This window comes from Ochrovirga pacifica (assembly GCF_000220525.1).
Classification (GTDB): domain Bacteria; phylum Bacteroidota; class Bacteroidia; order Flavobacteriales; family Flavobacteriaceae; genus Ochrovirga; species Ochrovirga pacifica.
Genome location: NZ_AFPK01000071.1, coordinates 61498 through 83975 on the forward strand (window position 1 = coordinate 61498; position 22478 = coordinate 83975).

Genomic DNA, 22478 nt, shown 5'->3' on the forward strand with positions numbered 1-22478 from the left:
ACAAAAAAAAGAGCCTTGTTGTTAAGGCTCTTCTTTTGTTATGTCGGTAAGACCTACAAAGTTCTTACTTGATATCTCCACCCAAAAGTATCTTCTGCTTTTCCTCTTTGGATGTCTGTAATTTTCTTTTTGAACAAGGCTGCAAAACTGTTTTCTAGCTTTGGCAAATCGTAATCATTTCCTTTAAAGTGAAAACTTACAATTGGATTAATTACAGCAGCAGTACCTGCTCCAAACATTTCTTTTAAGCTTCCGTTTTTGGCAGCTTCTTCTATTTCGTAAACAGATACATTTCTCACTTCTACGTTAATTCCTTCTTTTTCTGCAATGGCAATTACACTTTTTCGTGTAATTCCGTCCAAAATTCTATCAGAAGTAGGAGCAGTAATCAACGTATCGTTTATTCTAAAAAACACGTTCATCGTACCTGCTTCTTCTAAGTTTTCGTGCGTACTTGCATCTGTCCAAACCACTTGTTGGTAACCTGCTTGGTTGGCCAATTTGGTTGGATAAAATTGTCCTGCATAATTTCCTGCACACTTGGCAAAACCTACCCCACCATTGGCAGAACGGCTATATTTATCGGCAAATAACACCTTTACCTCTCCGCTGTAGTAAGACTGCGCAGGAGATAAAATAATCATCAGCTTGTACTTTTTTGCGGGTGATGCCGATACTCCAGGCTCGGTAGCAATCACAAATGGGCGAATGTACATAGAGCTTCCTTCAGAAGTTTGTATCCATTCTTTGTCAATGTTCAACAAAGTTTCCATTCCATCAAAAAATAAATCTTTTGGAAATTCTGGAATAGCCAAACGCTCAGCCGATTTATTTAATCGATTGATATTTTCTTCAGGTCTAAATAACCAGACGACATTGTCTAACGATTTGTAGGCTTTCATTCCTTCAAAAATAGCTTGACCGTAGTGAAACACTTTTGCCGATGGATCTAGTGAAATGGGACCATAAGGTCTAATTTGTGCATTGGTCCATTTTCCATCCACATAGTCACATTCAAACATGTGATCGGTAAAGATTTCTCCAAACGATAGGTTGCTAAAATCTACCTCCTTAATTTTTGTTGTTGTAGATTTGGTAATCGTGATGTTCTGGTTGTTAATTCCCATGATTCGTTTGTAAAAAATAAATAATGCAACAGCAAAATTAAGTATAAAATTCGTAAAGTATACAATAAAAACACTTTTTCGCAACGTAGATTATTAGCTATCTTTGCCAAAACAAATTTTATCAATTTGAAACGAAAAATTATCATAACATCTGACGGTTCTACCACCATACACCTGCCAGGTTGGAATGAAAGTTATCATTCTACCCACGGTGCTATACAAGAAGCTTATCATGTGTTTATAGATAATGGATACAAGGCTGTAGTCAAAAACGAGCTTTCCGTTTTAGAAATTGGTTTTGGAACAGGACTCAACGCTTTTATTACCTTATTAGAAACAGCTAAAGACCAAAAAAAGGTAAATTATGTAGGTATAGAGGCATACCCTGTTAGAGAGGATGAATTGTTGGCTTTAAATTATGTTTCGGAATTAGAAACTAGAAATTTATCGCACAAGTTCGAAGAAATGCATCTAACTCCGTGGAACAAACCACAACAAGTAACGCCACATTTTACGTTGACCAAACGTCAGATGTTTATACACAACATACAAGACTTGGCTACTTTTGATTTGATTTATTTTGATGCGTTTGGAGCTAGAGTGCAACCTGAATTGTGGACCGAAGAAATTTTTGAATTGATGCTAAACGCTCTGAAACCAGGAGGAAAATTAGTAACCTATGCGGCTAAAGGAAGCGTTCGTAGAGCCATGCAAGCTGTCGGTTTTGAGGTGGAAAGATTGCCTGGCCCTCCAGGAAAAAGAGAAATGTTAAGAGGAACTAAAAAGTAAAAGTATGACTGAATTTTCTAGACCAAGAAGAAAAAAGCCCAACAGAATCCGTATTGTAATTCTGGTATTGGTGTTGTTTGTAGTCTTGTATTTGTTAAAAAATGCCGATACTTTGGTTGCTCAGTTCTTAGGAAAATAAGTTTTTATTGATCTAATGCTTTTAAAGCTTTTTCTGTAGTTATAATCATATTTACAGTCAACACTAGAATCATGCTGATTTCTAAAACCAATCCCCAAAGAGTTTCGTATAAACAAGAAATTACACCTATAAGTACGATTAATATTCCTGAAAGAACCATTTTTATTGCACTAAACTTTTGAGCAAAATCCCAATTCTTTTGATCTCTCATCGACCTTTTGGTACGGTATCCATATAAATAATTGATTTTTTTAGGTGGAAATTTATACAAGATCCAACCTGCAATGAGGTAACAAATTCCTGTTGTAATTGCCAGCATATCTTTTAGATTGAGTTTCTCTAAAATAACAAAACACGAATTAAGATACGTTACAAACCACCTCTAAATCACCACATATATTTTAGGTATCTTTGCCTTTACAGAAACACAAGTCATTGGCAACAGAAAGAATTATATTAGGAATAGATCCAGGAACCACAATTATGGGGTTTGGAGTCATTAAAATTGTAGGGAAAAAAATGGAGTTCGTACAAATGAACGAACTGTTGCTAAGTAAATACAACGATCCTTACCTTAAACTAAAAATGATTTTTGAACGAACGGTTGAACTCATCGACACTTACCATCCTGACGAATTGGCGATTGAAGCTCCTTTCTTCGGAAAAAATGTTCAATCGATGTTAAAGCTAGGACGTGCTCAAGGAGTAGCTATGGCTGCGGGCTTGTCTAGACAAATTCCAGTAACGGAATATTTACCAAAAAAAATAAAAATGGCCATTACAGGAAACGGAAATGCAAGCAAAGAACAAGTTGCTTTGATGTTAAAAAGTTTGTTGGAATTGAAAGAATTACCAAAAAATTTAGATGCAACCGATGGTTTGGCTGCAGCTGTTTGTCATTTTTACAACAGTGGTGTTAAAGTTGGTGGTAAAAATTATTCTGGATGGGCCAGTTTTGTAAGTCAGAATAAAAACAAAATCTCTGGAAATTGAAAATCTATAACAAAACAAAAATCACACCTTTTCTTAACCAATAACAAACAATATGTCTGGCATTTACATTCATATTCCTTTTTGTAAAAAAGCATGTCATTATTGCGATTTTCATTTTTCTACATCTTTAAAGCACAAACAGGCTTTTTTAGCGGCTTTGAAAAAAGAAATGATATTAAGAGCTGATGAGTTTACATCAGAAACTGTAAAAACCATTTACTTTGGTGGTGGAACGCCTAGTATGTTAGAGGTTGATGAAATAGAAAGTCTACTAAAAACATTAGCACAAAATTATAAGATAATAGCATCACCAGAAATTACTCTAGAAGCCAACCCTGATGATTTGTCGGATGAAAAGCTGAAAGCCTTATCGCAAACTAAAATTAACCGATTGAGTATAGGTGTGCAGTCTTTTGGCGATAAAGAGTTACAAATGATGAATCGTGCACATACAGCACAAGAGGTTAGACAATCGTTACAAACAGCAACTACATTGTTTGATACGATTACTATTGACCTAATGTATGGTATACCTAGGTTGAGTTTAAAGGAATGGGAAAACAACATACAACAAGCTTTGGATTTTGGCATCACCCACATCTCGTCCTATGCACTTACCGTAGAAGAGGGCACTGCTTTGCATCATTTTATCCAACAAAAAAAGTATCCTGCATTGGATGAAAATTTAGCAGCTAAACATTTTGACTTACTGGTGAAAAAACTTACACAAGCAGGTTTTGATCACTATGAAATATCCAACTTTGGAAAGCCAAATTGCTACTCCAAACACAACACCTCGTATTGGTTGGGTATCTCTTACTTAGGTTTTGGTCCCTCTGCTCATTCTTATCACAATCATATTCGAAGCTGGAATGTTGCAAATAACTCAAAATATATCAAATCATTGGTAGATGAGGTACTGCCTTCAGAAAAAGAAATACTTACACCAAAAGACCGCTATAATGAATTGTTGATGACTGGACTGCGCACCACTTGGGGAGTCTCTTTACAAAAAATAGCTATGGATTTTGGAACCGATAGGCTTTTGAAACTAAAAAAAGCAGTTGAACCTTATACGCAGCATGGCACTTTAATAATTGAAAAAAATCATTTAAAAACAACAAAAAAAGGAAAATTTTTAGCCGATGGAATTGCTAGCAATTTATTTTGGGTTTGATAGAGTTTGCATAACCCAAAAAAGGTTGTCAACTATGACAACCTTTTTGTAGACTTTGTAAGAAACTAGTTATTTTATCAATACTTTTCTAATTTCAGATTTGTCACCGTCTACTACGTGTACCATATAGATTCCTGAAGCTAAATTACCGTTTTTAGACTCTTTACCAACTACGTTATAAATTGATTTAATTTTACCTTTGTTAGTAGCAATAAAAGCTCCTTTTACAGATACCGCCAATCCATCAATTTTACCATTTGTAAATGATAAAGAATTTCCTAAATCAAATACAGAAAAATCATCCCAATAGGTTATGGCATTTTTATAGGTTCTTACCTCAAAATAAAAATTATCTGCTTCAGCAGGAGCTTGCAAAGTAACCTCATAGTATTGCCAGCTGCTAGTATTATTTGTAAAATATTTATTTTCAGGCCCTCTTAATTCATCAGCATTTGCATCCAATGTTGCAGCACCATTTTTCCAATAACTCCAAATTCTTGAATCGGTTTCATCACCAACTTGTGCTGTTTTGTACCATAAAGAAATTCTGTAATAATTTCCTCCGATAATCGATACTGTTTGACCTAAATCTTTTGTACCCCCTGTATGTTTAACTGAGAAAGAACCACCATGCTTTTCTGTAGATTCTTGTTCTACATTTTCTTTTTTGGTAAATCCAGTTGGTTCCGAAGTAGAATCCCAATTTTCAAAACCTCCGTTGACTAGTAATTCTTGTGAAAATACGGCTGCGCTAAATAATAAAGAAGCTAATAAAGTAATTTTTTTCATTTTATAAAGTGTTTGTTTTGTTAATGAGGACACAAATTAACTCTACATTGTAAAGCTCATATTTCTTTATTATTAATAAAAAATTAGTTCTTTAGTCTTATTTCTAAATAATAGAAATAATTATTTAATACAAAAAAGCGATTAGAAAAAATCTAATCGCTTCTGTATGAATAAAAAGGAATTGTTCCTTTCCTAATCTATTGTTTAGTCGTTCAACGCTTCTGCCCCTCCAACAATTTCCAAGATTTCTCCTGTAATGGCAGCCTGACGAGCTTTGTTGTACGTTAATTTTAAACTATCTCTTAACTCTTTAGCGTTGTCTGTAGCTTTGTGCATAGCTGTCATACGTGCTCCGTGTTCTGCAGCAAAAGAATCACAAATGGCTTTGTATAACTGAGTTTTTAATGACTTTGGCACTAAAGCTTCAACAATTTCTTCTTTAGATGGTTCAAAGATATAGTCAGAAGTCGCTGTTCCTTCAACCTCAACAGGTGCTATTGGTAAGTATTGTTCTAGCGTTGCAATTTGTGTAGCAGCATTTTTAAATACATTGTATACCAGTTCAATTTTATCATACTTTCCAGTGGCAAACAAATCCATCAATTCTTCTGCTATTACAGTAGTATTGTCAAAAGTTAATTTATCGAAAATAGCAGTATTGTTTGTTATTACATTGTATTTTTTAGATAAAATATCGTTTGCTTTTTTACCAATCGTATATAAAGAAATCTCTTTTCCTTGGTACTTACTGGCAATTACTTGCTCTGTTTTTTTAATGATTGAAGAGTTAAAACCTCCACACAAACCTCTGTTAGAAGAAACAACTACTAACAATACTTTAGAAACTTCTCTCTCCTCTGCATACACACCACCTGCATCGGCATCTAAGGTAGCACTTAAGTTTTGCAACAACTCCGTTAACTTATTTGCATAGGGACGCATTGCAGTAATTGCATCTTGTGCTTTTTTTAACTTTGCAGCAGATACCATTTTCATGGCACTGGTGATTTTCATCGTAGAACCAATTGAGGTAATTCTGTTTCTAATTTCTTTTAAGTTTGCCATTCTGTTTTAGTATTTAGTAATTAGTATAGAGTACAAAAACTCTACCTAAAAACATATATAAACTAAAGTACTGAATACTATGTACTCAGTACTTAATACTTTTTACTCGTATTTAGATGAAATCTCGGCAGCAGCTGCTTCTAACACATCCAATCCTTCTAATTTACCAGACTTTAAAACATCTAAAGTATCTCTGTGCTTTGCATTTAAATACTCAATGTAGTCTGCTTCAAATTCTTTTACCTTATTTACAGGAACTTTAGACAACAAGTTTTTAGATCCTGCATAGATAATAGCAATCTGATCTTCAACAGTATAAGGATCATTTTGTGCTTGCTTTAATATTTCTACGTTACGTTGTCCTTTTTCAATTACAGACAAAGTAGCAGCATCTAAATCAGATCCAAACTTAGCAAACGCTTCTAGTTCACGGAACTGAGCTTGATCTAATTTTAACGTACCAGATACTTTCTTCATAGATTTAATCTGTGCAGAACCTCCTACACGAGATACAGAGATACCTACGTTAATTGCAGGACGAACTCCTGAGTTAAATAAATCTCCATCTAAGAAAATCTGTCCATCAGTAATAGAAATTACGTTGGTAGGAATATACGCAGAAACATCTCCTGCTTGAGTTTCGATGATCGGTAAAGCAGTTAAAGAACCACCTCCTTTGATTTTTCCTACTAAAGAGGCAGGAGCATCGTTCATTTTTGATGCGATAGAATCGTCTCCAATAACTTTTGCAGAACGCTCTAATAATCTTGAGTGTAAGTAGAAAACGTCTCCAGGATACGCTTCACGTCCTGGTGGTCTTCTTAGTAATAATGAAATTTCACGGTAAGCTACAGCTTGCTTAGATAAATCATCATAAACAATTAAAGCTGGTCTTCCTGTGTCACGGAAGTACTCACCGATTGCTGCCCCAGCAAAAGGAGCATATACCTGCATTGGTGCAGGATCAGAAGCGTTAGCAGCTACAACAGTTGTATATGCCAATGCACCTTTTTCTTCTAATAAATTTACAATTCCTGCAACGGTAGAAGCTTTTTGCCCTACAGCTACATAAATACAGTAAACAGGTTGTCCAGCATCGTAGAACTCTTTTTGATTTAAGATGGTATCTAAAGCTACAGTTGACTTTCCTGTCTGACGGTCACCAATAATCAACTCACGTTGTCCACGTCCAATTGGAATCATGGCATCTACCGATTTAATTCCTGTTTGTAATGGCTCAGTTACTGGCTCACGGAAAATTACTCCAGGAGCTTTACGCTCTAATGGCATTTCGTAAGTCTCACCAGCAATAGGTCCTTTACCATCAATAGGATTTCCTAAAGTATCTACAACACGACCTACAATTCCTTCACCTACGTTAATCGAAGCAATTTTTTCAGTTCTCTTTACAGTAGAACCTTCTTTAACTTCAGAAGATGAACCTAGTAATACAACCCCTACGTTGTCTTCTTCTAAGTTCAATACAATTCCTTGTAATCCTGATTCAAATTCAACTAATTCTCCGTACTGCACATTGGTTAATCCGTAAACACGTGCAATACCATCTCCAATTTGTAACACAGTACCAACTTCATTCAAAGAACCTGTTGCTTCAAAATTCGTTAGCTGCTCTTGTAAAATTGCTGATACTTCAGCTGGTTTTATTGCTGCCATCCTTGTTTGTTGTTTGATGTAATTTTTTAAATTTTTGCTTCGTAGTGACTATCGTCAAAACTTTTTTCTAATTCTCTTAGACTTTTTGCGATACTTGCATCGTACTGCAAGTCTCCTACTCTTAAAATAAATCCTCCTATAATATCAGGGTTTACTTCATTGGTTAACGTTGTTTCGTGTCCTGTTAGCTCTTTAACTTTTGTTTTTACCTGAGCTTCTAAAGCTTCTGTTAACGGAACTGCTGTGGTTACTTTAGCAATTTCGATAGATTTTAAGTGATCGTAAATCACTTGATAGTCACTAGCAACAGCTTCTAAAATATCTAATCTTTTGTTTTTTGCTAAAAGTTTTATCAACCCCAAAGAGTAGTTGTTTACTTTTGATCCAAAAATAGTTTCTAATGCGGTTGCTTTATCGCTTAGTTTTATAATTGGACTTTTTAACAATACTTTTAAATCTTTACTTTCCTGAATGGTTGCTTCCATCAGCTGCATATCTGCATATACGGCTGCATCGCTTCCATCATTTTTAGCAAGATTTAAAATTGCTTTGGCATAGCGTATAGCTGCTCTTGTACTCATAGACTACTAATTTAAAGTAACTTCTTTTAACGATTTTTCTACCAACTCTAACTGGCTAGCTTCAGATGCCAATTCGCTCTTAATTACTTTTTTAGCAATTTCTATAGAAATACCTGCTACCTGAGATTTCAATTCAGCTAAAGCTGCTTGTTTTTCTATCTCAATAGCTTGTTTTGCGTTGGTAATGATGGTATCTGCTTGCTCGTTAGCTTCTTCTTTAGCGTCTGCAACAATTTTATCTTTCAAAGTACGAGCTTCTTTTAACATAGCATCTCTTTCTATTCTTGCTTCTTTTAAAATTCTCTCGTTATCTGCATTTAACTGTGCTAATTCTTTCTTAGCATTTTCTGCAGCTTCCAAAGCATTGGTAATTCCTTCTTCTCTTGCGTTTAAAGCTTCTAGAATAGGTTTCCACGCAAACTTACGCATTAAAATTATTAAGATAACAAAGATAATAGCTACCCAGAAAAATAGACCGTATGAAAAATCGTGAATTAACTTATCCATCTATGTAAAAATTTAATTTAGTTTTTATACTATTTTGTTTAATTTGGTATAGAGGCTATCTGTAACCAACCGTTACAGATAGCTCTAGTTTTTTTGTAGTGATTATTTTCCTAAGATCAAAGCACCAAATGCCAAACCTTCTAATAATGCACCAATAATAATCATTGCAGTTTGAATTTTGTTAGCTGCTTCTGGTTGTCTAGCGATAGCGTCCATTGCTGAACCTCCAATTTTACCTAAACCTAAACCAGCTCCAATTACGATTAAACCTGCTCCTACTAATCCTGGGATTTCCATAATGATATAAATATATAATTAAACAAAAAATTCTTAATGATGATCGTGCTCTTCAACAGCCATACCAATAAACAACGATGATAACATTGTAAAGATATACGCTTGCAAAAATGCTACTAACAACTCAATTACATTGATGAATAAAGTCAATAACAAAGAAACTCCAATACTACCTCCAGTACCTAACAATGCTTTACCTGTATAAATCAATGCAATTAATCCCATTACTACAGTATGACCTGCTGTAATGTTTGCGAATAAACGAATTAATAATGAGAAAGGTTTTGTAAACATCCCCAATACCTCAATCGGTGCTAAAACAATTTTCATAGGCACAGGTACTCCTGGCATCCAAAAAATGTGTTTCCAATAGTCTTTGTTTGCACTAAATTGCACAATAAAAAAGGTAAACAAGGCTAAACAAACTGTTACAGCTATGTTTCCTGTTACGTTAATACCTAGTGGAGTTAATCCTAACAAGTTGGTAATCCATATAAAAAAGAATACAGTTAACAAAAACCCCATAAATTTACGGTATTTCTTTTCTCCTATATTCGGCTTTGCAATTTCATCTCTCACAAAAATAACCAACGGCTCTAAAACTCTTGCAAACCCTGTTGGAATTGGTCCTTTTTTGTATCCTTTTGCCAAGTTTACAAAAAGTAAAAACAACAAGATAGAAATAAAGATAATAGAGAATACATTTTTAGTGATAGACAAGTCCAAAGGTTGCTCGTTTGTTGGGTAATGATTTTCACCGTAGTGAATAGTTCCCTGCGCATCCGTTTTGTAAATTTTTCCGTGGTACAATTTGTAATGCTGTCCGTCTTTTTCGACCAATTCTTCACCATGGTGAAATTCTGAAGACATAAAAAACTTTATGCCATTATCTACCAAAATAACTGGCAAAGGAAAACCGTAATGATGACCTGTTTTTTCATCAGAAAAGAATGTAAAATCATGAGAATCGGCTAAGTGGTGTTGCGTGTAAGCATTAATTTCTGCTTGAGTACTGATTCCGTCATGAGCTCCTTCCGAAGTTTCATGATGAGAATTTTCATCATGAGCACCTGAATGGTCTGCTTCTTGATGGTGTTGTGCTTGTGCATCCGTTGGATGAGCTTCATCGTGATGTTGCTCTACCGTTGCCTGACTCGTAAATGGCATTAAAACTAAGGCTAATGCTACTAAAACTCTAAGGTTCTTTTTTACTATCATTCTATTCTGAATATTGATTGTTTCCAAAATTTGTGCAAATGTAAACAATAATTTAAAACTACTGGGAGTTTTCAACATTGTTTTGTTGAAAAAACAAAATCATCATTTTTTTTCTAGTCCTCCCAATACTTCACCTAATTTTAACTCCTTTACCATAAACAACTGTTCTAATACCAAATTGATAAAAAAAGGAATAAATATAACGATAGCATCCTGAATAGCAACCCCTTCAGAGCTTGTCTTTGGGCTAAGTACAAAGTACAAAACAATCATTTTAAAAAAACTTAATCCTAAAAAAACAAAACCTATTTGATTTTTGTTTTGTTTGTAAATCCAAAAGATTAAAACACAAATTAACAAAGAAGCTAAGGCATTAGATAAATAAGACAATGGAAGGTTTACAATTGTTTGAGGATGAAATGCAAATTGATGCACTACAAATGCAAAAAGGTTTACCAATACAAATACTGACAAACCTTTTGTGTGATGTTTTAACATGTTAGTCGTTGTTTAATTTATTTAGTTGCCTCATTAAATTAATAATGAACAAAACGAGCGACAAAATTATAAAAAAAAGTGTAGCCCAAGGCTTTTGAAAATTAAAGGAACGATCTATTTTTTTCCCGATTAAAGAAGAAAAGTAAATGGTTACTCCTAACTGAGCTCCGATTCCCGTAAATTTAAGAAACGTTTGTAGCTTTTGACTTGTTTGTTTTTTCTGATTCTTTTGCATCTTTATCAGATGTTGACTTTGGGTTTAGTTCTTTTACAGCACTTAACATGCTACAATTTGCATTGATGATGGCACCTGGTTCTACGGTAAAACTTTCGGACAAAACTTCTCCATAAATTTTTGCAGATGGTTTTAAACACAAAGAGTTTTTCACTTCTAATCTGCCATCAAAAGTACCTTCTATATCAGCATTTACACACTTCATTTCTCCCAACACTTTCCCTTCTGCTCCAATAATTACCTTTCCTGTAGTTGTTAAATCTCCTTCTACTGTTCCATCAATTCTAAAATCGCCTTGAGAAGAAATACTTCCTTTAAACACCGTTTTCTGAGAAATTCTATTTCTTTCTATTGTTGAGTTTTCTTGTATCATGGTTCTTGGTACTACAGTTTTGGTTTTATTGTCTTTTTTATCCGAGCTAAACATAAGATCAAAATTAATATATGTTATTGATTTAAAACAAAAATAATTAATTATTATTTAAAACCTGCATTGCTTTTAAAGATTCTTCCGTGTTTGGATATTTTAATTTAATTTCTTTCAATAAATCATAAAACTTCTCTTTACCATCTGTCTTAGCTTCAATATACGCTTGCAACAAATGAAACTTTGCAGCCAACGGTGTATCATTATACCTTTGTATGGCTAATTTTACCTCTTCTTTTGCAGCTTCAAAAGATTGCAATTGGTAAAGTTCATAAATGGTTTTATAACAAGCCGTATATTCATTTGTACTTGTTTCTATTAATTTTCCTGCATTTTGGTTGTTCGCTAATTTTGTAAATGACGAATTTGGATACGTTTCATTCAACCTTCTTCTGTAAACTTCACTTTCTGTTAACGCCCCCGTTTCTTGATGCATTTTGTACAACCTGTAATAGGCACCAACCTTTAAGTCTTTGCTGGGCTGATAAGCTAGCAATTTTTCTAGTTTTTCTACCGCTAATTCTTTTTCTTTTAATTGATTGTAGTAGATGTTTCCTAACTCATAATAGCTTATATTCCTAATTCTAAAAATACTATCTAAGAACTCTGGACTTCGATTAATTTTACGGATATAATAAGATACTTTATACGGATTGTCTTCTTCTTTTTTTGAATTGTTTTCCGCCACAATAGTAGTTGCCTCTTTTTCTGTAGATTTTTCTAAATTATCTTTTAACGACGATGCGTACCAAGTGTTGGTCTTTTGGGTCAATTTCCATTTTTGCAAAAATTCTTTTTTTCCTTGTGTTCTTTGTTGATTGTTAAAAAAATACCAATCCGAACTTCCGTCTTCAAAAGCAACCTGATTCTGTGCCTCTAAAGCTTTTATCTCTTTTATTCTAGCTAATTTTTCTTGCTCTTTTAAAGTTTCTATATGCTGCTCAAAGAAACGTGTCAACGCAGCCTCATCCATCTTTGCTATTTGCAGCAAACTATCGTTTACCGTAGCTTGTTCTTCTAGGCTTACTACTTTTTCCAAACTTTTAGAAATTCGTTGTACACGAATCAACCTTCTTGTTTGCTTATTAGTTGCTACATCAATCAAACTATCATAATAACTTTTAGAAACTCTGTATTGTTTTTTATCAAAATACAAATCTCCTAGTTTCTCATAAGACAGTATTTTTTGCTGAATGTCTTTGGATGATTTTAAGATAGATTTTGTAAAAAATTGTTTGGCTAATTTTAACGAATCTGCACTTACATATATCACCCCTTTTTGATAGTAAAGTTTTCCTAGATAAGGCCTGTTTTTGGTAATAAAAATCAAATGATCCAAATCCTCTAAAAAAATCGTTTTGCGATCTTCTTGCAAATGATTGTTTATTTTTTCTAATTTAGATTGCAACTTAAACTTATACAATCCTCCTTTCATATCAATCACTTTATTAAAAGCCTTGTCTGCTTGTGCTATTTTACCTTGTTTTTGATAAGCCTGTCCTAAAACAAAAGCAGCTCTAGACGCTACAGCTCCGTGGTTTACAGCTTCTAAAGATTTTTCTAAATGCTGAATTACATCTGCCAAGCTATCTTTACTTTTTTGATAAGCCATAACCAGCCCCAACTCTGCTTGTTGTCTAACTTCTGGCGATAGGTCTGCACCCAACAAACGTTGCAGGGCTTTTTTAGCAAAAGCAATGTTGTTTAGGTGAATGTTACTTTTAGCTCTCCAAACTACCGTTTCATATATCAAGCTGGCTTCTGGATAGTTTTTTATAACGTACTCAAACGATTCTAAAGCAGGTCCAAATCTTTTGGTATAGTATCTAGACTTTCCTAAAAGTAAATAGGTTTCGTCTATTTGAGGATTACGTTCTTCACCATCTATAAACATAGAGTGTCTTTGAATGGCTTTGGTAGCTTTTTCTTCGGCTCTTTTAAATTCTTCTTGTCCAATGGGCTGGGTATCTTCGGCTTCCTCTAGTTCAGCATAAAAACTAAAAGGCTCTATAGGCAACAGCTCCGTATAATCGTCTTGATAGGTGTTTTGTACTTTCTTTACCCCTTTTTGATAAGCATGTTTTCCGTTGTAAAGCACATTGTACTTGGTAATTAAAGCATGGTATTTCCTGTTGATAAACTTATCTTTTTGTGTACTACAAGCACAGAGTAAGAACAAGGATATGTAAACAAAATAAGCTTTCACAAAAGGGAGTCTAAAGATTGATTTTCATCACAAATATAAGGTTCTAACACAAATACCATTGTGCTTACGCAATAAATCTATCTATAATTTTAGCTACTGGCTCTATACGTTGGGTGTGTGCTATGCTAGGTCCGGCCACCCATACATTTTTATAAGTTACTTTTTTAGCAGAACTTTTCACATCCTGAGTTCCCTTTAAATATCTTAGTAACTTAATCCACTTTTTTAAGTATTTATTTTGATGCAACTTTTTTTCTATCCAAGACTCTTCTACTCCCACCTTTTGCACATACGGTGTATTGATAACAGTACACGGGGTTCCCGAAATTTTTTTAGTCATTACAATATCCTCTGCTCCATAAGACACACAGGCTTGTTTATAAGCTTCCGACACTTTAGATTCTACCGAGGCAATAAACGGGCTTCCTATAGAAGCACCTGCTGCTCCATAAGACAAAACTAAATCTAAGTCTTCTTTTGTCCCTATTCCCCCAGCAGAAATCACGGGCAAATTTGTACGGTTCACCAATTCTTCAATTAATGTCTTTGGATCTAAATCACCCCTATGCCCTCCTGCTTTGTTGTTTACAGCTATTAAGGCATCGGCACCTAATTTTTCTGCCTTTAGCGCATGATCTAAATGCACAACATCACAAAACACTTTAATTTTAGCTCTTCTTGCTTTTACAATCACTTCTCTTGGACTCCCCAAAGAGGTAATGATAAAATCTACTCCTTCTTCACAACAAACTTTTAGTTGCTCTCTATATCTTAAGTTGGATGGATTTACAATAATATTAATTCCGAAAGCACCGTTCGGAGTTTTGTGTTTTTTTAATTCTTGTATGGCCTTTTTTAGCTCTAAAACACAGCGATAATTTAAAGCAGGAATACAACCTGCCCCTCCTTTTTTCATTGCTTCTATAACCATATCTGTGTTAGACACTAAAAACATGGGAGCAATTAAAAAGGGCAGATCTATTCCTAATATTTCTTGAAGCTTAATGGGGTTAGGCATCGAATTTTTTTTAATGAATATACGATATTTTAAATATATTCATAATTATTTTCTAGACCATATATTATTTTCTCTTTCTATATCCGCCATTTGTTGTTTTCTATCAATCTCTACTTTTTGCACCTCTTTACTTACCTCAAAGCTATACGTTGGCTGTTTCCATCTCCAATCTTTTAGAACTACCACATCTTGAGAGACTTTTTTTTTGTCCTCGCATTATATCCAAAGGAATGTAAAAATCTTGATGCGTTCCATCGGTATACGTTACTCTTACATCTAAAGGCATTGGAATAACTCCTCTTTGGTTGATGGTAATTTTAGTAGCCAACAAAGGAAACACTTCATAGTCGATGGTTTTGGTTGTTTGTGTCCAAAAGTTCAAATACCAATCCAGCTCCATCCCTGAATCTTTTTCTGCAATTCTGATAAAATCTTCCGGTTTAGGATGCTTAAATGCAAAAGCTTTAAAGTAGCTTTTTAGAACAGTTTGCAAAACCTCATCACCCACAATATACGCTAACTGATCTAGAAACAAAGATCCTTTAGAATAAGAACTAATTCCGTACCCTGTACTAATATCAAAAGCATCTCCATGGGTTGTCATTGGCTGTTCTTTTCCGCTTTTAGCCAAAAGTTTGTACGATTTATAACTTCCATCAAAAGGTTGTTCTTTATTATCAAACAATTGATTTTCAATAAGAGTAGAAATATACGTAGTAAAACCTTCATCTAACCAAGGATGCTTGGTTTCGTTGCTTGCTAATAAAAACTGGAACCAAGTATGAGCCAGCTCATGCGCTACCACTCCTACCAAGCTTCGGTAACTTCTATCTCCTGTAATAAGCGTACACATGGCATACTCCATACCTCCATCTCCTCCTTGTACTACCGTATATTGTTTGTATGGATATGCCCCCATACGTTCTTTATAAAAATCAAATAATTGATTCATTACTGTGGGTAATTTTTTCCAAGATTCTTTTTTATCATTCTCTAAATCTTTTTTAAACAGCAAATGCACCACAGGTCCATTTGGTACTTGATGGCGTATATGCTCGTATTTTTTATCGGCAGCCCAAGAAAAATCGTGAACATTGGGTGCTTTAAATCTCCAGGTCAATTTTCCTTTCCTTACTTTTTTATCCAATTCCTTTTTAGAAGTTTCATATCCACGTCCCACTTCATTAGGGTTTTGCAGGTATCCCGAACCACCAACGGTATATTTTTTATCGATGGTAATATTTACTTCATAATCTCCCCAATCTGCATAAAACTCTGCTCCTAAGTATGGGTTGGCATGCCAACCTTCATCATCATAAGCGGCTAGCTTTGGATACCACTGAGTCATAGATAAAGCGACCCCTTCTTTGTTATCTCTACCAGACCTACGAACCTGTAATGGAATTTGTCCTTCGAACTCCATTTCTAAAACGGTTGATGCTCCTGATGCTATCGGTTGGTTTAGTTTTACTTCTAAAACAGTTCCTTCTTCAATAAAAGAAACTGTAACTCCATCTTGCTTTAAGCTTTTTATTTTTAAATAACCTTCTTCCTCGGGCGTTAGTAAAGAAATTTTACTTACCCATTCTGGTTTTTCTTTTGTACCTACATTGGTAATCACTTTTCGATTGGGATCTAAAGCGTTTTGAATCTTAAGATCCATTGCACTCCCAGCCTGAAAGGCATTGTTGTACAAATGATAATATACTGTTTCTAAACTTTCTGGTGAGTTGTTCTGATACGTAATTTTTTGTGTTCCTTGGTATTGATGGGTTTTTACATCCATATCAATATCCATTACATAATCTGTTTTTTGCTGCCAATACTGTGCTTTTGCACCCAAAGAGACAAAAGCCAATAGAATGATTAGTTTCCTCATAGGTTTGTATATAAAAAAACCAGCCCTACTAAAGACTGGTTTGGTTGGTTTTTTATTGTTTTTATTTTTTTTGATTCACCATCGCATCTGCCATTCTTACAGCATTGTAAGCATTTACAATTCTTCCGCTCTTAGAAACTTCAGATAGTTTTACTTTTTTACCTGTCTCGTCTCCTGGCAAAGCAATCTCTTTACTTACCAAAGTTCCAGAGTTCATAATAATATGTTTTACTTGGCTAGCAGACAATTCTGGATAGTATGAACGAATCAAAGCTGCCACTCCTGCTGTTGCTGGAGAAGCCATAGAAGTACCACTTAGCTTTTTGTACTTATCGTTAATTACTGTATTGTAAATATCATGACCTGGAGCAAATACATCTACGCTTTTCTTTCCGTAGTTGGTAAAATTAGCTAGCAAATCTTCGTTGTAAAAACGAGTAATAGCACCTACAGTTAAAAAATTATCTGAAATTTCTTCTGCATCATCTACATCTTTTGGATAGCTTGGTTTTTCATCTATATTTTGAGCATCGTTACCTGCTGCGTTTACAATTAATACGTCTTTTTTTGCCGCATATTTAATTGCATCGTACACCCATTCTGCATTAGGAGAGTATCCTTTTCCAAAACTTGTGTTAATTACTTTAGCTCCGTTGTCTACAGCATAACGTATTCCCAAAGCCACATCTTTATCGTACTCATCTCCATTAGGTACCATTCTTACAGCCATTAGCAATGCGTTCTCTACCACACCTTTGGCTCCTAAATTGTTATTTCTATCTGCCAATACAATTCCAGAAACATGTGTTCCGTGAATTTCATCTTCTGCATGGTCTCTTACGTCATTATCTCCGTACACTTTATTCTCCATAGAATACGCATCATCATTTAAAGCAACACGTCCATCAAACTCTAAATTGTAGTAGGTGTTTACTTTAGAAGTATAGTAATCTATGGCACCATCTAATTGTTCCATTTGTTCTTTAATGGTGCTTCCTGATGATAAAATTCTTAAGGCTATTTCTTTTTTAGCATTTACCTCTGGCTGCAAGGCCTCTGTGTTTTTAACATCTTCTAAAGTATAGGTTTCTTTACCTGTTAAACGTTTCATTGCATCATCAATTCCTTTCAACATATCTTGATATTGCATGTATTTTTTCTGCCCCTCTTTGGCTTCTTCTAAATTCTGTTTATAATCTTCTTCCAAAGCCTTAAACGCAGCATAGTCTTCTGCATCTTCTTTTTTAATATCTACCGATGTTTTTCCTTCGTATTTAGGTTTTAATTTTCTGTACAAACGTGTAATTTCTAATGTTTCATCATAAGTAGAACCTAAAAAGTTCCATCCATGTATGTCATCTATAAAACCGTTTTTATCATCGTCTTTTCCGTTTCCAGCAATTTCTTTAGGGTTGGTCCAAACTTTAGACTTTAAATCTTCGTGTTCTATATCTGTTCCTGAATCTGTAATGGCGACAATAACAGGAACACTTTTTTTCCCTTCTAAAAACTGATACGCTTTTGCCAAACTAATTCCTGGAATAGAATCCAATTCCAAATCGGCATGAGACCAAGCGTTAATTTCTTCTTCTGTAAAGACTTTTTTTGCAGGTAAGTTGATGATTTTATCACTCCCTGTTGGTACTGCAATTTTGTGAATTGAACTACAGCTTGCAGCAAATGCTCCGACTGCTACGATTAAGATTTGTTTTGTTATTTTCATGAATTAAATATTTCTGTAAATGAATAGGTTTCTTTTAATCTTACTCCTTTTTCAGTTTGTTGAACAGTACACAATTCGTGATGTGCATCGTGTTGCATAAACAAAAGGTATTTGTTTTCTGCCGCTTGTTGTAAAAACAACTCTTTTTCTGTCATAGTCAAAAGAGGTCGTGTGTCATAACCCATTACGTAGGGCAAAGGAACATGTCCTACAGTAGGTAACAAATCTGCCATAAAAACCAATGTCTTACCTTTGTATTGTAACATCGGAAGCATCTGTTTTTCGGTGTGACCACTCGCATAAAATATGCCAAAATTTAACTCAGAACTCTCCGATTGCCTGTTTGACTCGTTTTTTATGAATTTTAACTGACCACTCTCTTGTATTGGCAAAATATTTTCGCTTAAAAAGGATGCTTTTTCTCTAGGGTTGGGATGAATTGCCCAATCCCAATGACTTTGATTGGACCAAAATGTAGCATTTTTAAAAGCTGGTTCTAAAAAAGTTTTGTCTTTGTTCCATTGAATTGCTCCTCCCACATGATCAAAATGCAAATGGGTTAAAAACACATCGGTAATATCATCTCTATGAAAACCGTACTGAGCCAAAGAACTGTCTAAGCTAAAATCTCCCCATAAATGGTAGTGACTAAAAAACTTATTCGATTGTTTGTCCCCTAAACCTGTATCTATCAAAATCAATCGATCTTTATCTGCTATAAGCAAACTTCTAGCTCCCATATCAATTTGATTGTTGGCATCTGCAGGATTGGTTTTTTGCCATAGCACTTTAGGAACTACACCAAACATAGCTCCTCCATCCAACTTAAAATTCCCTGTTTCTATAGGGTACAAAGTCATATTTCTTTTTTTTGATTTTTAAAGATATAAAATGGCTAGGATATGAGATTGAATTCTTTTGAAAAAGGTTATAAAAACAGCGAATTCACAAGAAAAAAAATGCTGAAAGTTGGCTAATTTTTAGAGTTCTATCAACGGATTAACATTTGTATAGCTTTTTCTACTCATCAAAAACGCTTTGCCGCAAATTTCAGATTTCAAAAAATATGAATATCCATTTTATCATTCGTTCATTTTTTACAAACAAAATTGACGATTGCATAAATCCTATCAAACCAAGGAACTTATTACGTCTTATTTACAGGATATTTTGTTACTTTAACGATAAAATTAAAATTTTACAATTTTTACAATGCACAAGTTATTTGCTTTTATTTTATTATTTGCCCTTCCTCTTCTAAGTTTTGATGCCTATCACAAATACTATTCAAGCGTAACACACATAGAATACGTTCCAGAACAACAGTCGGTTCAAATTATTTCAAGAATTTTTGTAGATGATTTTGAGAACGTTATCCAAAAAAGATACAATCGAATTTTAGCCTTAGATAAAAAAAATCATGTAGAAGATGTGTACATTAAAAAGTACTTACAAGATAAAATTAAAATCTCCATTAACCAACAACCTGCTAAGCTATTATTTATTGGAAAGCAATACGAAACTGGAATTATAAAATGTTATTTAGAAATTGAAAACGTAAAAAACATACAATCTATAGAAATTAGCAATACGGTTTTGTTTGATATGTTTCAAGATCAACAAAACACCATTAAAACCCATATCAATTCCAAACAAAAAAGCTTTACCTTAACACAGCAACACAAAAAACAACTTTTGGAATTTTAAACTACACTATTCAAAAAAAAACAATTCAATCAATCACCCCAATAAATCATGAATCAATTTAAGTTTATCACAAAACCATTATTTGTCTTGCCAGCATTTGTACTACTGCTGGCTCCTATCAAAGGTTTTACACAAGAAGCTCCTGTAAAAGCAAAAACAGGACACAGCAACAACAACAAGTTCAAACAACTTTACGACGAGTTCTCCACTCCAAACATGTACCGATCTGCATCAGGTGCACCGGGTGTAGCTTATTATCAGCAACAAGCAGATTACGAAATGGATATAGTTTTAGACGATGAAAATGCCAAAATTTCTGGGTTTGAAACCATCACTTACACCAATAACTCTCCCGATATATTAAAATATTTATGGGTGCAGTTAGATCAGAACAAAAGAGCCAAAGACTCAAAGTCTCCTTTAATTGAAGGAGACGGTTATGCTCCAGCCATGTTTCCTGACAACTTTACAAGCACCTATTTAAAAGATCCTTTTGATGGAGGATTTAATATTGAAAAAGTAACGGACACCAAAGGAAAACCCTTGCAACATCACATCAACAGAACTATGATGCGTATTGAATTGCCTGAACCTTTAGCGTCTGGAGATAGTTATTCGTTCTCTATCAAATGGTGGTACAACATCAATGATCATGTAGACGGACGTGGTCGCTCAGGATACGAATACTTTCCTAAAGATGGAAATCGTGCTTATGTTATTGCACAATTTTATCCAAGAATGGCTGTCTACAGCGATGTTGAAGGTTGGCAAAATTCACAATTTTGGGGTCGTGATGAATTTGCTTTGCCTTTTGGGGATTTTGAAGTAAACATTACCGTACCTGCCGATCATATTTTGGATGGTACTGGTGTTTTGGTAAATAGAAAAGAAGTGTACAGCAAAACCATGATGGAGCGTTACAAAAAAGCACAAACATCATTTGACAAACCAGTGATTATTGTAAACCAAGATGAGGCAGAAAAAAATGAAAGTAGCCGTGCAAAAAACACCAAAACATGGAAACTAAAAGCAGAAAACGTTCGTGATTTTGGTTTTGCCTCCTCTAGAAAATTCATTGTAGATATGATGGCAGTGAAAATTGGGAAAAAAAACGTTATGGCGGTTTCTATGTATCCAAAAGAAGGAAATCCGTTGTGGGAAGAATGGTCTACTCGTGCCGTTGCTAGTACGCTAGAGTCTTACTCTCGCATGACCTTTGACTATCCTTACCACAAAGCTATTTCTGTACATGCAAAAAACCAAGGAATGGAATACCCTATGATTTGTTGGAACTACGGAAGGCCTAATCCTGACGGAACCTATAGCGACAGAGTAAAATACGGTATGCTTGGGGTTATTATTCACGAAGTAGGACATAACTTCTTTCCTATGATTGTTAATAGCGATGAACGCCAATGGACATGGATGGATGAGGGATTGAACTCTTTTGTACAACACGTGGCTCAGGTAGATTTTGGAGAAAAATACCCAGAAGCTCTATCGCCACAAGACAAAGTATTCCCATCAAGAAGAGGACCTGCTAAAAAAATTATTCCTTATATGAGTGGAGACCAATCCAACATTGCTCCTATCATGACCAAAGGACTAAACACTTACCAATTTGGTAACAATGCCTACGGAAAGCCTGCAACTGCCTTAAATATTTTACGAGAAACCGTAATGGGTAGAGAATTGTTTGACTATGCATTTAGAGAATACGCACACCGATGGATGTTTAAGCATCCTACACCTGAAGATTTTTTTAGAACTATGGAAGATGCTTCTGCTTTTGATTTAGACTGGTATTGGAGAGGATGGTTTTACACCACAGACTGGGTAGATATTGGGGTAAAAGAGGTAAAGAAATACTACGTAACATCAACACCTAATAAATTCATCAAAGATTTAGCTGCAAAAAGGAATAGAAAAGTAGAAGAGTTCCCTCCACTTGTTTATTTTGTAGAGGAAGGTAGTGAAGACTATAAAGAAGGCATGAAAGGTGCAGACTTGTTAAAAAATGCTCCAACCGTAAAAGAATACATCATGGACAACTTTACACTAGAAGAGCAAAAAACCATCAAAAAACCAAAGTATTTTTACCAAGTTACATTTGAAAAACCAGGAGGATTGGTGATGCCTATTATTGTGGATTATACTTATGCAGATGGAACCAAAAAATCGGTAACATATCCTGCGCAAATCTGGAGATTAAATGATAAAGAAGTTAGCAAAGCTATTGCTTCTGAAAAAGAGATTGTAAAAATAGAAATAGATCCTAAAGAAGAAACTGCAGACATAGACACAGCTAACAATGTTTGGCCAAAACAAGAAAAAGAAAGTGAATTTGACCAGTTCAAAAAATCGCAAAAACAATAAACTTATCTTATTAAAAGATAAATATTTAAAGACTTTTTTGCAGTTATCAATTT

General features: G+C 34.5%; 23 protein-coding genes. 6 read left to right on the forward strand and 17 right to left on the reverse strand.

The annotated features are described in order from the left end of the window. Positions 1-53 precede the first annotated feature (53 nt). The gene (locus FS85_RS0113805; RefSeq protein WP_010136955.1) at positions 54-1127 is read right to left on the reverse strand and encodes a branched-chain amino acid aminotransferase; all 1074 of its coding nucleotides are present in this window, start codon (positions 1125-1127) and stop codon (positions 54-56) included. Positions 1128-1253: 126 nt separating this feature from the next. Here FS85_RS0113805 and mnmD point away from each other — a divergent pair, with 126 nt between their 5' ends. Together mnmD and FS85_RS16960 are read left to right on the forward strand one after the other, a co-directional pair. Next, positions 1254-1916 carry a tRNA (5-methylaminomethyl-2-thiouridine)(34)-methyltransferase MnmD gene (gene mnmD / locus FS85_RS0113810; protein ID WP_010136956.1) on the forward strand — a complete coding sequence of 221 codons (663 nt, stop codon included), beginning with the start codon at positions 1254-1256 and terminating at the stop codon, positions 1914-1916. A gap of 4 nt (positions 1917-1920) precedes the next feature. After that, positions 1921-2055, forward strand: a complete 135-nt coding sequence (locus FS85_RS16960; RefSeq protein WP_262496236.1) for a hypothetical protein — start codon at positions 1921-1923, stop codon at positions 2053-2055. 4 nt (positions 2056-2059) lie between these two features. Here the strand turns inward: FS85_RS16960 and FS85_RS0113820 are convergent, their stop codons facing one another. Beyond that, positions 2060-2374: an SdpI family protein gene (locus FS85_RS0113820; RefSeq protein WP_010136957.1), complete on the reverse strand. Its 315-nt coding sequence runs from the start codon at positions 2372-2374 to the stop codon at positions 2060-2062. 116 nt (positions 2375-2490) lie between these two features. Between FS85_RS0113820 and ruvC the strand changes: the two genes are divergently transcribed. Both ruvC and hemW read left to right on the forward strand, forming a co-directional pair. Beyond that, a complete protein-coding gene (gene ruvC / locus FS85_RS0113825) occupies positions 2491-3048 on the forward strand; it encodes a crossover junction endodeoxyribonuclease RuvC (RefSeq protein ID WP_010136958.1) in 558 nt (185 codons plus the stop codon). A 52-nt stretch (positions 3049-3100) separates the two neighbouring features. Beyond that, positions 3101-4225, forward strand: coding sequence for a radical SAM family heme chaperone HemW (gene hemW, locus FS85_RS0113830; protein WP_010136959.1), 1125 nt, complete (start codon positions 3101-3103; stop codon positions 4223-4225). 69 nt (positions 4226-4294) lie between these two features. Here hemW and FS85_RS16270 read toward each other — a convergent pair whose 3' ends face one another. The 15 genes from FS85_RS16270 to FS85_RS0113900 all read right to left on the reverse strand — a co-directional run bounded on the left by FS85_RS16270 (position 4295) and on the right by FS85_RS0113900 (position 19202). Then, positions 4295-5014, reverse strand: coding sequence for a T9SS type A sorting domain-containing protein (locus FS85_RS16270; RefSeq protein ID WP_010136960.1), 720 nt, complete (start codon positions 5012-5014; stop codon positions 4295-4297). Positions 5015-5218: 204 nt separating this feature from the next. Beyond that, the gene (atpG, locus tag FS85_RS0113840; protein WP_010136961.1) at positions 5219-6079 is read right to left on the reverse strand and encodes an ATP synthase F1 subunit gamma; all 861 of its coding nucleotides are present in this window, start codon (positions 6077-6079) and stop codon (positions 5219-5221) included. 102 nt (positions 6080-6181) lie between these two features. Continuing rightward, the gene (gene atpA, locus FS85_RS0113845; protein ID WP_010136962.1) at positions 6182-7753 is read right to left on the reverse strand and encodes a F0F1 ATP synthase subunit alpha; all 1572 of its coding nucleotides are present in this window, start codon (positions 7751-7753) and stop codon (positions 6182-6184) included. A gap of 26 nt (positions 7754-7779) precedes the next feature. Beyond that, a complete protein-coding gene (gene atpH / locus FS85_RS0113850) occupies positions 7780-8334 on the reverse strand; it encodes an ATP synthase F1 subunit delta (RefSeq protein WP_010136963.1) in 555 nt (184 codons plus the stop codon). A gap of 6 nt (positions 8335-8340) precedes the next feature. Next, the gene (locus tag FS85_RS0113855; RefSeq protein WP_010136964.1) at positions 8341-8841 is read right to left on the reverse strand and encodes a F0F1 ATP synthase subunit B; all 501 of its coding nucleotides are present in this window, start codon (positions 8839-8841) and stop codon (positions 8341-8343) included. Positions 8842-8943: 102 nt separating this feature from the next. Continuing rightward, positions 8944-9138 (reverse strand): ATP synthase F0 subunit C, encoded by a 195-nt coding sequence (locus FS85_RS0113860; RefSeq protein WP_010136965.1) that lies wholly within the window; start codon positions 9136-9138, stop codon positions 8944-8946. Between the two features lie 33 nt (positions 9139-9171). Continuing rightward, a complete protein-coding gene (gene atpB, locus FS85_RS0113865) occupies positions 9172-10434 on the reverse strand; it encodes a F0F1 ATP synthase subunit A (protein WP_010136966.1) in 1263 nt (420 codons plus the stop codon). Positions 10435-10458: 24 nt separating this feature from the next. Further along, positions 10459-10854 (reverse strand): DUF6168 family protein, encoded by a 396-nt coding sequence (locus FS85_RS0113870; RefSeq protein ID WP_010136967.1) that lies wholly within the window; start codon positions 10852-10854, stop codon positions 10459-10461. Position 10855: 1 nt separating this feature from the next. Continuing rightward, positions 10856-11089 carry an AtpZ/AtpI family protein gene (locus FS85_RS17045; protein ID WP_071585734.1) on the reverse strand — a complete coding sequence of 78 codons (234 nt, stop codon included), beginning with the start codon at positions 11087-11089 and terminating at the stop codon, positions 10856-10858. Then, positions 11037-11516 carry a bactofilin family protein gene (locus FS85_RS0113875; protein ID WP_010136968.1) on the reverse strand — a complete coding sequence of 160 codons (480 nt, stop codon included), beginning with the start codon at positions 11514-11516 and terminating at the stop codon, positions 11037-11039. The genes FS85_RS17045 and FS85_RS0113875 overlap by 53 nt, the downstream gene beginning before the upstream one ends. Positions 11517-11559: 43 nt before the next feature. Beyond that, positions 11560-13722, reverse strand: coding sequence for a type IX secretion system periplasmic lipoprotein PorW/SprE (gene porW / locus FS85_RS0113880; protein WP_010136969.1), 2163 nt, complete (start codon positions 13720-13722; stop codon positions 11560-11562). A gap of 64 nt (positions 13723-13786) precedes the next feature. Next, positions 13787-14740, reverse strand: coding sequence for an NAD(P)H-dependent flavin oxidoreductase (locus tag FS85_RS0113885; protein WP_010136970.1), 954 nt, complete (start codon positions 14738-14740; stop codon positions 13787-13789). A 142-nt stretch (positions 14741-14882) separates the two neighbouring features. After that, complete coding sequence (locus FS85_RS15985) at positions 14883-16619, reverse strand: M1 family metallopeptidase (protein WP_010136972.1); 1737 nt, start codon at positions 16617-16619, stop codon at positions 14883-14885. Positions 16620-16680: 61 nt separating this feature from the next. Continuing rightward, complete coding sequence (locus tag FS85_RS0113895) at positions 16681-18342, reverse strand: S8 family peptidase (protein WP_010136973.1); 1662 nt, start codon at positions 18340-18342, stop codon at positions 16681-16683. Next, on the reverse strand, positions 18339-19202 hold the full coding sequence (locus FS85_RS0113900; protein ID WP_010136974.1) for an MBL fold metallo-hydrolase: 864 nt from the start codon (positions 19200-19202) through the stop codon (positions 18339-18341). Before FS85_RS0113900 ends, FS85_RS0113895 begins: the two co-directional genes overlap by 4 nt. A 352-nt stretch (positions 19203-19554) precedes the next feature. On the opposite strand from FS85_RS0113900, the gene FS85_RS0113905 reads away from it, so the two are divergent. Together FS85_RS0113905 and FS85_RS0113910 are read left to right on the forward strand one after the other, a co-directional pair. Further along, positions 19555-20049, forward strand: coding sequence for a DUF6702 family protein (locus FS85_RS0113905; RefSeq protein WP_010136975.1), 495 nt, complete (start codon positions 19555-19557; stop codon positions 20047-20049). A gap of 48 nt (positions 20050-20097) precedes the next feature. Beyond that, a complete protein-coding gene (locus FS85_RS0113910) occupies positions 20098-22425 on the forward strand; it encodes a M1 family metallopeptidase (RefSeq protein WP_010136976.1) in 2328 nt (775 codons plus the stop codon). Positions 22426-22478: the final 53 nt, after the last annotated feature.

What these genes read in the sequence shown, in the direction of transcription:
- FS85_RS0113820 (WP_010136957.1), bottom strand. Translation starts at nt 2,374, where the DNA reads ATGCTGGCAATTACAACAGGAATTTGTTACCTCATTGCAGGTTGGATC.
- FS85_RS0113855 (WP_010136964.1), bottom strand. Translation starts at nt 8,841, where the DNA reads ATGGATAAGTTAATTCACGATTTTTCATACGGTCTATTTTTCTGGGTA.
- FS85_RS16270 (WP_010136960.1), bottom strand. Translation starts at nt 5,014, where the DNA reads ATGAAAAAAATTACTTTATTAGCTTCTTTATTATTTAGCGCAGCCGTA.
- FS85_RS15985 (WP_010136972.1), bottom strand. Translation starts at nt 16,619, where the DNA reads ATGAGGAAACTAATCATTCTATTGGCTTTTGTCTCTTTGGGTGCAAAA.
- atpB (WP_010136966.1), bottom strand. Translation starts at nt 10,434, where the DNA reads ATGTTGAAAACTCCCAGTAGTTTTAAATTATTGTTTACATTTGCACAA.
- FS85_RS0113910 (WP_010136976.1), top strand. Translation starts at nt 20,098, where the DNA reads ATGAATCAATTTAAGTTTATCACAAAACCATTATTTGTCTTGCCAGCA.
- hemW (WP_010136959.1), top strand. Translation starts at nt 3,101, where the DNA reads ATGTCTGGCATTTACATTCATATTCCTTTTTGTAAAAAAGCATGTCAT.
- FS85_RS0113805 (WP_010136955.1), bottom strand. Translation starts at nt 1,127, where the DNA reads ATGGGAATTAACAACCAGAACATCACGATTACCAAATCTACAACAACA.
- atpA (WP_010136962.1), bottom strand. Translation starts at nt 7,753, where the DNA reads ATGGCAGCAATAAAACCAGCTGAAGTATCAGCAATTTTACAAGAGCAG.
- FS85_RS0113875 (WP_010136968.1), bottom strand. Translation starts at nt 11,516, where the DNA reads ATGTTTAGCTCGGATAAAAAAGACAATAAAACCAAAACTGTAGTACCA.
- FS85_RS0113895 (WP_010136973.1), bottom strand. Translation starts at nt 18,342, where the DNA reads ATGAAAATAACAAAACAAATCTTAATCGTAGCAGTCGGAGCATTTGCT.
- FS85_RS0113905 (WP_010136975.1), top strand. Translation starts at nt 19,555, where the DNA reads ATGCACAAGTTATTTGCTTTTATTTTATTATTTGCCCTTCCTCTTCTA.
- atpH (WP_010136963.1), bottom strand. Translation starts at nt 8,334, where the DNA reads ATGAGTACAAGAGCAGCTATACGCTATGCCAAAGCAATTTTAAATCTT.
- FS85_RS0113870 (WP_010136967.1), bottom strand. Translation starts at nt 10,854, where the DNA reads ATGTTAAAACATCACACAAAAGGTTTGTCAGTATTTGTATTGGTAAAC.
- FS85_RS17045 (WP_071585734.1), bottom strand. Translation starts at nt 11,089, where the DNA reads ATGCAAAAGAATCAGAAAAAACAAACAAGTCAAAAGCTACAAACGTTT.
- atpG (WP_010136961.1), bottom strand. Translation starts at nt 6,079, where the DNA reads ATGGCAAACTTAAAAGAAATTAGAAACAGAATTACCTCAATTGGTTCT.
- FS85_RS0113885 (WP_010136970.1), bottom strand. Translation starts at nt 14,740, where the DNA reads ATGCCTAACCCCATTAAGCTTCAAGAAATATTAGGAATAGATCTGCCC.
- FS85_RS0113900 (WP_010136974.1), bottom strand. Translation starts at nt 19,202, where the DNA reads ATGACTTTGTACCCTATAGAAACAGGGAATTTTAAGTTGGATGGAGGA.
- FS85_RS16960 (WP_262496236.1), top strand. Translation starts at nt 1,921, where the DNA reads ATGACTGAATTTTCTAGACCAAGAAGAAAAAAGCCCAACAGAATCCGT.
- FS85_RS0113860 (WP_010136965.1), bottom strand. Translation starts at nt 9,138, where the DNA reads ATGGAAATCCCAGGATTAGTAGGAGCAGGTTTAATCGTAATTGGAGCT.